At 39.4% G+C, this 12,424-nt stretch carries 9 protein-coding genes, 1 tRNA gene and 3 pseudogenes; all 13 read left to right on the top strand.

Annotated elements, in window-relative coordinates:
* Positions 1 to 159 precede the first annotated feature (159 nt).
* The 13 genes and pseudogenes from BGM26_RS20335 (at position 160) to BGM26_RS20280 (ending at position 12,414) form a co-directional block, all read left to right on the top strand.
* Positions 160 to 1,056: pseudogene (locus BGM26_RS20335) on the top strand (mechanosensitive ion channel family protein).
* 2 nt (positions 1,057 to 1,058) lie between these two features.
* Positions 1,059 to 1,256, top strand: coding sequence for a DUF951 domain-containing protein (locus BGM26_RS20330; RefSeq protein WP_217042114.1), 198 nt, complete (start codon positions 1,059 to 1,061; stop codon positions 1,254 to 1,256).
* 301 nt (positions 1,257 to 1,557) lie between these two features.
* Complete coding sequence (gene ychF / locus BGM26_RS20325; protein ID WP_217042113.1) at positions 1,558 to 2,658, top strand: redox-regulated ATPase YchF; 1,101 nt, start codon at positions 1,558 to 1,560, stop codon at positions 2,656 to 2,658.
* Between the two features lie 457 nt (positions 2,659 to 3,115).
* A complete protein-coding gene (gene rpsF / locus BGM26_RS20320) occupies positions 3,116 to 3,403 on the top strand; it encodes a 30S ribosomal protein S6 (RefSeq protein ID WP_217042112.1) in 288 nt (95 codons plus the stop codon).
* Between the two features lie 68 nt (positions 3,404 to 3,471).
* Complete coding sequence (gene ssb, locus BGM26_RS20315; protein WP_217042111.1) at positions 3,472 to 3,981, top strand: single-stranded DNA-binding protein; 510 nt, start codon at positions 3,472 to 3,474, stop codon at positions 3,979 to 3,981.
* Between the two features lie 60 nt (positions 3,982 to 4,041).
* Positions 4,042 to 4,278, top strand: a complete 237-nt coding sequence (gene rpsR / locus BGM26_RS20310; protein WP_217042134.1) for a 30S ribosomal protein S18 — start codon at positions 4,042 to 4,044, stop codon at positions 4,276 to 4,278.
* 303 nt (positions 4,279 to 4,581) lie between these two features.
* Positions 4,582 to 5,640 (top strand): annotated as a pseudogene (locus BGM26_RS22075) (HAMP domain-containing protein); the annotation flags it as partial.
* A 417-nt stretch (positions 5,641 to 6,057) separates the two neighbouring features.
* Positions 6,058 to 6,588 (top strand): annotated as a pseudogene (locus BGM26_RS22070) (methyl-accepting chemotaxis protein); the annotation flags it as partial.
* 277 nt (positions 6,589 to 6,865) lie between these two features.
* Positions 6,866 to 7,810, top strand: coding sequence for a YybS family protein (locus BGM26_RS20300; RefSeq protein WP_217042109.1), 945 nt, complete (start codon positions 6,866 to 6,868; stop codon positions 7,808 to 7,810).
* Between the two features lie 24 nt (positions 7,811 to 7,834).
* Positions 7,835 to 9,808 carry a DHH family phosphoesterase gene (locus tag BGM26_RS20295; protein WP_217042108.1) on the top strand — a complete coding sequence of 658 codons (1,974 nt, stop codon included), beginning with the start codon at positions 7,835 to 7,837 and terminating at the stop codon, positions 9,806 to 9,808.
* Positions 9,805 to 10,254, top strand: coding sequence for a 50S ribosomal protein L9 (gene rplI, locus BGM26_RS20290; RefSeq protein ID WP_217042107.1), 450 nt, complete (start codon positions 9,805 to 9,807; stop codon positions 10,252 to 10,254). The genes BGM26_RS20295 and rplI overlap by 4 nt, the downstream gene beginning before the upstream one ends.
* Before the next feature lie 431 nt (positions 10,255 to 10,685).
* Positions 10,686 to 12,050, top strand: coding sequence for a replicative DNA helicase (gene dnaB, locus BGM26_RS20285; protein ID WP_217042106.1), 1,365 nt, complete (start codon positions 10,686 to 10,688; stop codon positions 12,048 to 12,050).
* A 288-nt stretch (positions 12,051 to 12,338) separates the two neighbouring features.
* Positions 12,339 to 12,414, top strand: a tRNA-Lys gene (locus BGM26_RS20280).
* Positions 12,415 to 12,424: the final 10 nt, after the last annotated feature.

Below are 12,424 nucleotides of genomic sequence, written 5' to 3'. Positions count from 1 at the left end.
GGTCTCACCTGTCCCGCTTCTCCCGCAGGAGTCTCGCACCTTCCGCTCCAATCAACTTCATATTAAACCTATTTAAAAACAACAATCATTTAGAAAATAGTCTTTCTTAGAAAGCGGAAATGTTTCAAAAAGACGTCATAATAAAAAGCAGGTGAGAAAATGGGTTATTTTGATAAAATTATCAATGATAAGATAGAAAAGTTTTCAAATGAAGCTACCTGGCTAGCTGTTGGGAAGGGTTTCTTAAAATAATTATAATTATAATAATAACTAGTTTTGTTATTAAGTTAGGGAAACTCGCGATCCAAAATATATTTAAAAAAAGAGCCCACTCCCTCATTCGAATTTCCGAACGGCGTGAAGCAACTTTAGTAAAGCTACTAATAAATATCCTTACGTATGTCGCATTCTTTTTTTCATTAATGATGATTTTTAGAGACGATGAATATTAACGTCAAGGCCTTATTGGCTGGAGCTGGAATTGTTGGGGTAGCGGTTGGCTTTGGCGCACAACATCTTGTGAAAGACATTATAACGGGCTTCTTTATTATTTTTGAAGATCAGTTTTCTGTAGGGGACTATATTCAGGTAGATCAGTTTGTCGGAACAGTTCAAGAGATTGGTCTAAGAACGACAAAAATCAAAAGTTGGACGGGTGAAATGCATATATTGCCAAATGGGAGCATCAATCAAGTCACGAATTTTTCATTGAACAACAGTGTGGCTTTTGTAGATGTTCAAATTGCTTACGAAAGTGATATTATCAAGGCTGAACAGGTACTGAAGGAATTACTCGAAAAACTGCCTGAAAAGTATGAGGATATGGTGAAGCCGCCAGAGATTCTCAGCGTCCAAACCCTTGATGTTTCAAATATTTCAATTAAAGTTATCGCCGAAACATTGCCGATGAGACAATTTTTTATTGCCCGTCAATTAAGAAAAGAAATTAAGCTTTGTCTTGAGGCATATGGAATTGATGCTCCTTTTCCTCGCCTCGTGATGTATTCCCGGCATGAAGAAGATCGAAAGAAATCAAGAATAGAAATGGAGGGCTGATTGTGGAGCAAAAGCAATTTGACCTAAATGATGTAGTTGAAATGAAGAAAGCTCATCCATGTGGTACGAATCGCTGGAAAATCATTCGTATGGGGGCAGATATTCGGATTAAATGTGAAGGCTGTTCCCACAGTGTATTAATCCCTCGAAGGGAATTTTCACGAAAAATGAAAAAGATCCTTGTAAAGCACGAGGAATAATCCGCTAGTGATGGGGTACTTGTCTTTTTATTATTGTCTAGTTCACAAGGAAGGCCTCGGCAGCGTAATCATCGCACGAGTAAAAGCGATAGCTTTTAGGAGGAGGCGCCATCGGCTCGAGGTCATAAGCCAATCCGTCAAAAAGGTTAAAGAACAACCTTTCTGCCGGCTCGTCTTATGCTTGTCGCCGATAAACGGGCACCTTGCGCTTTTCTTCGCAACTCTCTATAATTGTGAGGGGTTACGAATTAAATCAATTTGCATGATTATAGATATTTTTAAAATAGAGGAGTGGCAATAGATGGCTTTAACAGCTGGGATTGTAGGTTTGCCGAACGTTGGGAAGTCTACTTTATTTAATGCAATTACCCAGGCGGGAGCGGAGTCTGCAAACTATCCGTTCTGTACGATTGATCCGAACGTTGGAATCGTAGAAGTGCCTGATCACCGCCTGAACAAACTGACTGAACTTGTGCAGCCGAAAAAAACTGTTCCAACAACATTTGAATTTACAGATATTGCAGGGATTGTCAAAGGTGCAAGTAAGGGTGAGGGGTTAGGAAATAAATTCTTGTCCCATATTCGTGAAGTGGATGCCATCTGTCAAGTAGTGCGCTGTTTTGCCGATGACAATATAACGCACGTCTCCGGAAAAGTAGATCCGATAGACGACATTGAAACGATTAATTTAGAGCTTATTTTAGCGGATCTGGAATCTGTTGAGAAACGTATCGGCCGTGTTGGGAAGCTTGCAAAGCAAAAAGACAAAGAGGCTATGATTGAAATTGAGATTCTTGAAAAGTTAAAAGAGGCTTTCGAATCAGACAAGCCTGCTCGTACGGTTGAGTTTACTGAGGAACAATTGAAGATTGCGAATGGCCTTCATTTATTAACCATTAAGCCTGTTCTTTATGTAGCAAACGTGGGGGAAGATGATGTTTCTGATCCATCTTCGAATGAATATGTCCAGCGAGTGAAAGAATTTGCTGAAAAAGATAATGCCGAAGTAATCGTGATCTGTGCCAAGATTGAGTCTGAGATTGCTGAGCTTGAAGGGGAAGAAAAAGAAATGTTCCTACAAGAGCTCGGGATTGAAGAGTCCGGACTTGACCAATTAATCAGATCCGCCTATCACCTCTTGGGCTTGGCGACTTATTTTACGGCCGGTGTACAGGAAGTCCGTGCATGGACATTCAGAAAGGGAATGAAAGCACCACAATGTGCTGGTATCATTCATACAGACTTCGAAAGAGGCTTTATCCGTGCTGAAACGGTTTCCTATGATGATTTATTAGCTGGCGGCAGTATGGGTGCAGCCCGTGAAGCAGGAAAAGTCCGCTTAGAAGGAAAAGAATACATCGTTAAAGACGGAGACGTTATCCACTTCCGTTTTAACGTTTAATAATCAGACAGAAATACCTTCGTAGAACAAATACGAAGGTATTTTTAAATTGGTTGTTTTCGTAAAGTTTGTTGCTTTTATAATGTGATTTTTATTTAATAATCTGAGTTGATTGGAGCTGAGGGCACTTGACTCCTACGGGAATAGAGGGAACGGGAGACCCCACACGCGGTAACGCCGAGGCTCCCGTCACTCCCCGCGGAAAGCAAGTGCACGCAGCGGAAATCAACGGGCAAACTTTGAAGGTTAAATCAACAATACATGCGAAAACAGCCTTTAAATTTAAGGTGAACATTTCTGTATTCAAAGACTAGCAAGAGGATCCTATTCTTATTAATATGAATGATAGTATTCATTGCTTTTACGCAATTTCTATGCTATACTTTCTTCTTGTGAGTAATGAATAATTGCTCCTTGCCCGTTTGCGGGCCGTTTAGACCAAAAGGAGGTGAAAGTGATGAAAAAGTACGAAATTATGTACATCATCCGCCCAAACATTGAAGATGAGGCTAAAAAAGCTTTAGTTGAGCGTTTCAACACTATTTTAGCTGAAAATGGTGCGGAGTTGACTGAATCAAAAGATTGGGGTAAGCGTCGTCTTGCTTATGAAATCAATGATTTCCGTGATGGCTACTACCAACTAATGAATGTTAATGCTGAAGCTCCAGCGGTTGACGAGTTCTCTCGTCTAGCGAAAATCAGCGAAGACATCATTCGTCATATTGTGATTAGAAACGAAAAATAATAGATAAGCACTTTTAACTAAAATGTTCCATGTGAAACATTTTAATTAGGAGGAAGGAGTTGATTCTGATGATGAACCGTGTTGTTCTTGTCGGTCGTTTGACAAAGGATCCTGATTTACGGTATACACCGAATGGAGTAGCGGTTGCTTCATTCACTCTTGCTGTTAATCGTACATTTACGAATCAGCAGGGTGAGCGGGAAGCCGACTTTATTAACTGCGTGATTTGGAGAAAACCTGCTGAGAACGTAGCAAACTTCTTGAAAAAAGGGAGTCTTGCTGGTGTTGATGGAAGAATCCAGACTCGTAGCTATGAGGGCCAGGATGGAAAGCGCGTTTATGTAACAGAAGTTATGGCAGAAAGTGTTCAATTCTTAGAGCCAAGAAATTCCGGCAACAGAGGCGAAAATGCAAACTATGGCGCTCCTAGGGAACAGGATTTTCCATTCGGAAATAACAACAATCAGAATCAACAGCAGCAACCAAGTCGAAATAATCAGGGTTACACACGTGTAGACAAAGATCCATTTGCAAATGACGGTCAAATCGACATTTCTGATGACGATCTTCCGTTTTAACACTGCCCTTAATTGATCGATAAATAAAATAAACCATAAAGGAGTGAAATGACCATGGCTATGGGAGGACGCAGAGGCGGACGTGCAAAACGCCGTAAAGTTTGCTTTTTCACTGCAAACGGAATTACTCACATCGATTATAAAGATGTAGATCTTCTTAAAAAATTCATCTCTGAGCGCGGTAAAATTTTACCACGTCGTGTAACTGGTACTAACGCTAAATACCAACGTAAATTAACGATTGCGATTAAGCGTGCACGTACAATGGCTTTACTGCCTTACGTTTCAGGTGAATAATTAAACGAAAGACACCAACTTCAGGTGTCTTTTTTTTTTTTTTTGAAAAACCTCAACATCCAATCCTCTATCACCCACACTGTCACTCCATTCAGAAAATTACTAAATATCTATTAAATAAATTGGTAAAATTTTTATGGTACGATGTTCATAGTGCAATAATAGTATTCTTTTCGACGTTTTTGTGAACAAAGATTGAACAGTTATTTTAATGGGCGGAGCAAGCAAAGTAGGATTCTGATGTCAACTAATGCTGCTTTCGTAGCCCCCTATTTTCTATCAAATTAATTAGGAGCGAAAGTAATGTTTAAAACGATTAAAGGAAAACTAATTCTATTGTTTGTTACATTGTTAATTGCAACTCTTTCTTCAGTAGGATATTTAGTCAATTCTCAAACGAAACATCAAATTGAAAAGGATGTTGTTGAGCAAACAGAAGGGCTTGTAGCTGAATTGAACAATTCAGTTCAGTTGTTTCTTGATAAATATTCAACAAATCTTCAACATCTAGCTATATCAAATTATGTTTCTGTTTATCTTAAGTCTCTAGAAGACATTGATTTTGCAAGAGAAGATGCATCGAAGGTAATAGATGAAGAATTTACAAACTACGTAAAAACGTATAAAGATGTGTCATCTATCTATGTAGCGAGTTCAAATAAACACTTAAAAATTGTTCCTGCCGCTGATTTGCCCGCTGATTTTGATCCTACATCAAGGGATTGGTATAAAGAAGCAGTAGCGAATCCAGAACGGGTTGTATGGAGTGAGCCATATGAAGATTCTGCGACGAAAGAATACGTTGTAACCGCTTCATACGCAATCAAAGAGGGTTCGAAAATAGTAGGGGCTATGGGGATAGATATTCAACTTACGAACATTACAAACATGGTTGGAGCAGTGGAACTTGGCTATAACGGGTATCCGTTTGTTTTCTCGCAAGGAGGAATTGCTGTTGTCCATCCAACGTTACGAAATGAAAACCTAATGGACCTTCCGTTTATCAAAGCAATGTATGATGATCAGAAAGGACACGGGGTTAGCCATTATGAGTTAGATGGCGATAAGAAATTGCTCGTTTTCCAAACGGTCCCAAGTACGTCTTGGAAAGTAGGAGCCGCTTACACGTATAAAGACTTGCTGGAAAGTGCAACAAAGATTCAATTCTATATTTTATTGATCTCACTAATTTCCGTAGCAATAGTAATAGCTATTATTTACTTTGCAGCAGCGAAGATAACGAAGCCTATTTTAGTTATGAAAGAGGCGGTTAATCAAGTAGCAAATGGAGATTTAAGCGTGAGTGCAAATGTGAATACTAAAGATGAGCTCGGGGAATTGGGCCGTGATTTTAATACCATGGTAGATAACATGAAATCAGCTATGTTGATTGTGAATGAATCTGTAAGCAATGTAAAAGAATCTGCGGAAAGCTTGGGTGCTGTATCTGAAGAAACGAATGCCTCTAGTGAAGAAATTGCAGCTGCTATTAATGAAATTGCAAAAGGTGCATCTCAAGCAGCTGCGGAATCGGAAACAGCTAACCAGTTATCGAATCAGTTGAGTGATAAAATAAATGAAATCAACAAACATACAGCTGAAATGACTAACCTGGCAGAAAGAGCGGATGGAATCAATCGCTCAGGCATAAGTCAAATTGGACATTTAAAAGGATCATTTGAAACATCAAAGAATTTCCTCGGTTCAATGGAAGAAGTTATTTTTGATTTAGAGAATAAAATTCAGCAAATTGAAAAGGTTATGACATCGATTACTGAAATTAGCTCGCAGACGAATTTGTTAGCGTTAAATGCAAGCATTGAAGCTGCCCGCGCAGGTGAACATGGAAAGGGATTTGCAGTTGTTGCTGAAGAAGTTAGAAAGTTGGCTGAGCAGTCTGTAAAAGCAACAGACGAAGTAAAGCAAACCATTTTAGCTATTCAGGGCGGGGCGTCATTAGCTGTAGATTCTATGAACAAGACGAAAGAAAACTTTAATCTGCAATCAGAAGTAGTAAATGATACAGAAGTAAATTTTCATACGATTTCTGATCTTGTTGAGAATATGAAGGAATCCATCCTCTTTATTCACAGTGAAATGGATCGTGTTTCAGAGAGTAAAGAAGAACTAACAAGTGGTATTCATATCATGGCGGCAATGGCTGAACAATCTGCTGCATCTTGTGAAGAAGTAAGTGCTTCTACTGATGAACAAGTCCATGCTCTTCAGACAGTCGCAGAATCAGCTGAACAATTAACCGAATTAAGTAATGAACTTAAAGAAGTAGTAGATAAGTTTAAGTTGGATTAAATATGAAAAAGCGGAAGCGGCTTCGGGACAATAAGAGAGCAGATTGTTCCTTTGATGGCTATTCTAAGGAGTTCTCTTTAGTGTTAGGGGCTTATGACCGAGGAAAAAGGATTTTGTTTTTTTCCCTTGAGCCCCTAGCCGCTGAGAGCCGCACAATATGAAAAGGGATATCATAAACGATATCCCTTTTCTATGTTTTATAACAGTAAGGTTGAACCTTCATATAATACTAGTTAAAATAGACTTTATGGGTATACCCAGTTTAAGGGGTGGAAAAATGAGAAATGTACATAAGTTGACGGAAGGTGCCGTTTTATTAGCTGCTTTCGCCGTATTAATTCTAATTACAATCTATGTTCCTGTACTTGGCATCGCCACCAACTTATTTTTAGCAGTGCCATTTATTTTATTTGCGGCTAAAAATACGCGTATGAACGCATTTGTTTTTTTAATTGCAGCTATTTTGCTTTCATTAATCGTCGGGACTATTTTAGCAGTGCCGCTTACCCTTTCTTATGGGATGACAGGGCTTGTAATCGGCTATTTTATCCAGGAGAAAAAAGGACGAGGGGCTACTTTTATTGCTGGTTCTCTCGTTTTCCTTGCAAATCTGCTCTTACAATATGCAGTTGCGGTAGCCTTTTTCAAAATCAACTTTATTGAGGAAGTCATTGATCTAATGAAGGAATCCATCAATCGTTCGAAGAGCATGCTTGATGCTATAGGGCAAAATACAGATGGAGCCGTGGTGGAGCAATTTGAGTCTTTTTTGGAGACGATTGAATTATTAACGCCTAGCTTATTCGTAATGATGTCTCTGATGGCTGTTATTTTGATCGAATTGGTTTCTTTTCCGATCATAAAAAGATTCGGGATCAATCCGGGTCCCCGGAAACCCTTTAGAGAGCTCACTATGCCTAAAAGTATTCTTTGGTATTATTTAATTACGATATTGGCGTCATTTGTTATTAAACCTGCTGAGGGAAGCTATTGGTTCCTGGCCTTAATAAATATTGCCTTTTCTCTTCAGTTAATCATGGTCTTTCAAGGTTTATCGTTTATATTTTATATTAGTTATAAAAAAGGTCTGCCAAGGGCTATTCCAATCGTCGTAACAGTCTTCACACTTTTGATCCCAGTTTTTCTTTCTATTGTGCGGATATTAGGTATAATTGACTTAGGGTTTGGATTAAGGAAAAGATTAGAAAAGACGGATGAATAACACTACTGTTTGGGAGCTGAAAGCATGCCTTCATATTTAGAAAAGCGGTCCATTCGCTATCCAATCTTTGGATTGATGGGCATAACAGTGGTGCTTCTCGGAATATTGGCGTATTATAATTGGATTATAAGTATAATTGGGATTCTTCTGATTGGCTTGCCGTTTTATTTTTTATTTAAGCTTTATTTTTTGCAGAGGAAGGAAACGGAAGAGTATATTTCTACATTATCTTACCGGGTAAAAAAAGTCGGTGAAGAAGCTTTGATGGAGATGCCGATCGGAATTATGTTAATCAATGATGATTATTACATTGAATGGACGAACCCATTTCTTACATCTTGCTTTGATGAAGATACGTTAGTGGGAAGATCACTTTATGATGTGGGAGATTTCCTTATTCCATTAATTAAACAGGAAGTAGAGACGGAAATTATTACCCTCCATGACCGAAAATTTCGGATCATTCATAAACGGGAGGAACGGCTTCTTTACTTTTTTGATGTAACGGAACAAAAAGAAATTGAAAAAATGTATCGGGAAGAAAGAACAGTGCTGTCGATTATCTTCTTGGATAATTATGATGAATTAACACAAGGAATGGATGACCAGACGAGAAGCAGTCTGAATAATATTGTGACGTCCATCCTTAATAAATGGGCAACAGACAATGGGGTATTTTTAAAAAGAATTTCCTCAGAACGATTCATTGCGATCTTTAACGAGCAAATTCTTCAGTTTCTTGAAAAAGAGAAATTTACAATTCTTGATGAAGTTAGAGAGATAACCTCTAAACAAAATGTACCTTTAACATTGAGTATCGGGGTTGGCACTGGCGTTTCCTCATTGCCCGAACTTGGCATTCTTGCTCAGTCAAGTCTTGATTTAGCCCTCGGCCGGGGTGGCGATCAAGTAGCAATTAAACAAACAAACGGGAAAGTAAAGTTTTTCGGAGGGAAAACGAATCCGGTCGAGAAAAGGACAAGGGTCCGTGCCCGCGTCATTGCCCATGCGTTAAAAGAACTAATAACTGAAAGTGATAAGGTTATTATTATGGGCCATAAGCACCCGGATATGGATGCAATTGGCGCAGCGATCGGTATCCAAAAAATTGCACAAATGAACCAGCGGGAAGGCTACGTCGTCATTAATTTCCAAGAAATTGACATTGGTATTCAAAGGCTGATGAAGGAAATCCAAAAGAATGAAATCTTATTTTCTAAGTTCATTAGTCCTGCGCAAGCTTTAGAAATGGCCACAGATGATACGTTATTAGTCGTAGTTGATACACATAAACCTTCGATGGTAATTGAGGAAAAGCTAATCCATAAACTCGATAATATCATCGTAATCGACCATCATCGCCGTGCCGAAGAATTTATTAAGAACCCGTTACTCGTGTATATGGAGCCATATGCGTCTTCGACAGCCGAGCTTGTTACCGAGCTACTGGAATACCAGCCAAAGCATGGGAAAATTGAAATGCTCGAGGCGACGGCATTATTAGCGGGGATCATTGTTGACACGAAGAGCTTTTCGTTAAGAACAGGGTCAAGAACGTTTGATGCGGCCTCCTACTTGCGAGCTCAAGGGGCAGACACGGTTCTCGTGCAAAAATTCTTAAAAGAAGATGTAGACAATTACATTAAACGTGCAAAATTAATTGAAAAGGTGAACTTTTATCGCGAGGGGATTGCCATTGCGATGGGGATGCCTGACGAGGAAATTCATCAAGTGTTAATTGCACAGACTGCAGATACGTTATTGACATTGGATGGTGTCGTTGCTTCCTTTGTTATTTCGAAACGGTCTGAGCACGTAATAGGTGTTAGTGCTCGTTCTTTAGGCGATATTAATGTCCAAGTCATTATGGAAAACCTCGAAGGCGGGGGACACTTAACAAATGCTGCTACCCAGCTTACGGATGTTTCCTTAGATGAAGTGGAAGAACGCCTAAAAGCTGCAATTGATGAATATGTTGAAGGGAGAAAAGAAGAATGAAGGTAATCTTTTTAAAGGATGTTAAGGGAAAAGGGAAAAAAGGCGAAGTGAAAAATGTAGCAGATGGCTATGCGCAAAATTTTCTTATTAAGCAAGGCTTGGCAGTGGAAGCGAACCAGTCTGCTGTCAGCACACTAAATGCCCAAAAGAAAAAAGAAGAAAAGCTTGCAGCTGAAGAGCTTGAAGAAGCAAAAAAGCTGAAAGAAACAATGGATAAAATCACACTGGAATTCTCAACGAAAGCCGGTGAAGGTGGCCGTTTATTTGGTTCAATTACGAGTAAGCAAATTGCCGAGGAACTTCAAAAGGCACAAAATATCAAAATTGATAAACGGAAAATTGAATTGCCTGATGCGATTCGCTCTTTAGGCTATACAAAGGTTCCAGTCAAGCTTCATACTGAAGTAATGGCTACATTGAATGTCCATGTGAAAGAAACAAACTAAAATTGGAAGTTCCATTTCCAAATAAACATGATAAAATATAAGGGTTGGAAAAAATGTGATCGGTTATTGCTGATCACATTTTTTCTAGGCTTCATAATGTACTTAGCTAATGTCCCTATTTTAATGTGGATACCCCCTCGGGAAAATCAACATTATTGTTTAACTTTATTCAGCAAAAGTCTTCCACTTCTATAAGTGGCGTGATGAATGCAAACAGGTATCTAATTCAGTGGGGGTTTAAACCCGGCTGAATAAAGTTAAGCCTCCGGCGGATGTCTCGGATTTTTTAAGGAATTTATCGAGCAAGCTCGATAAAAATCTGGACGCAAATACGCTAAGGCGAATTTGATTAGAGCCATATATTTTTAATAAAATTCAGGTTGTTTCCATAAAACATTCTTCTGAAAAATTGAAGGAGGTTTAATAAATAGATGAGTGATTTATATGCAGATCGTCTTCCGCCCCAAAATATTGAAGCGGAACAGGCTGTTCTTGGTGCCATTTTCCTTGAACCTTCCTCCCTCACTTTAGCTTCTGAAATTTTAATCCCTGAGGACTTTTACCGCGCTGCCCACCAAAAGATTTTTAATGTGATGTTAAAATTGAACGACGAGGGAAAAGCAGTTGATTTAGTTACCGTCACAGAAGAACTGAGTGCAGCTAAGCTTTTGGAGGATACCGGTGGAGTCGGCTATTTAAGTGAGCTTGCAGGATCGGTTCCGACTGCAGCAAATATAGAATATTATGCGAAAATTGTTGAAGAAAAATCCTTGCTGCGCAGGCTTATTCGGACAGCAACTGGGATCGCCCAAGATGGTTATGCACGTGAAGACGAGGTTGAGGTTCTTTTAGGAGAAGCTGAAAAAAGCATTCTTGAAGTGGCCCAACGCAAAAATGCTGGTGCGTTTCATAATATTAAGGATGTTCTCGTCCGGACATACGATAATATTGAAGTGATGCATAATCGGAAAGGTGATATTACTGGGATTGCGACAGGCTTTGCTGAGCTTGATAAAATGACGGCAGGCTTTCAGCGCAACGACTTGATTATTGTTGGCGCTCGTCCCTCTGTTGGTAAGACTGCCTTCGCCTTAAATATCGCCCAAAATGTCGCAACAAAGACGGAAGAAAATATCGCAATCTTTAGTTTGGAAATGGGTGCCGAACAGCTAGTCATGCGTATGCTTTGTGCGGAAGGAAATATTGATGCTCAGCGACTTCGGACAGGATCGCTTACCGATGAAGATTGGGGTAAGCTGACAATGGCAATGGGGAGTTTATCTAATGCTGGTATTTTCATTGACGATACCCCTGGGGTCCGGATTACTGATATCCGTTCAAAATGTCGACGACTAAAGCAAGAACATGGTCTTGGTATGATTTTGATCGACTATTTACAGCTTATTCTTGGTAGCGGACGTTCAGGAGAAAATCGTCAGCAGGAGGTTTCTGAAATTTCCCGCTCACTAAAGGCATTAGCCCGTGAATTACAGGTTCCGGTTATCGCCTTGTCCCAGCTTTCCCGTGGTGTTGAGCAACGCCAGGACAAAAGACCGATGATGTCAGATATCCGGGAATCAGGTAGTATTGAGCAAGATGCTGATATTGTCGCCTTCCTGTATCGTGACGACTACTATGATAAAGAATCAGAGGATAAAAACATCATCGAAATTATTATTGCCAAGCAGCGTAATGGTCCGACAGGCACAGTGCAGCTTGCCTTTGTTAAAGAGTATAATAAATTCGTAAACTTAGAGAGACGCTACGATGACTCATTCGTTCCTTCAGGGGCATAGAAAAGCAGACTTTGTAGCTATCTAACTATTATGTAATAAAATTAATTAAAGGATCAGTGTACACGCTGATCCTTTTTTGAAAAAAGTATTGTACTTTTATAATCTTCTATGATATTATAAAAAGCGTCGTCATAAATGACACTAAACGAGCCATTAGCTGATTTTAAAAGATTGCAGCATCGAAGCCAAGCTTCCCCGAATGGCAAGCTTTTAAAATCTGTGACAAATCACGCAGGGATTTGTCACACAGTTCGACCACCATCAAACTTTAGGCTTATATCTTAATGAGAGCCATTAGCTCAGTCGGTAGAGCATCTGACTTTTAATCAGAGGGTCGCAGGTTCGAATCCTGCATGGCTCACCATTTAATTTCT

Source organism: Bacillus sp. FJAT-29790, assembly GCF_019039215.1.
Classification (GTDB): Bacteria; Bacillota; Bacilli; order Bacillales; family Cytobacillaceae; genus Cytobacillus.
Note: the sequence above shows the minus strand (reverse complement) of the source record. Positions and strands in the feature narration are given on the sequence as shown.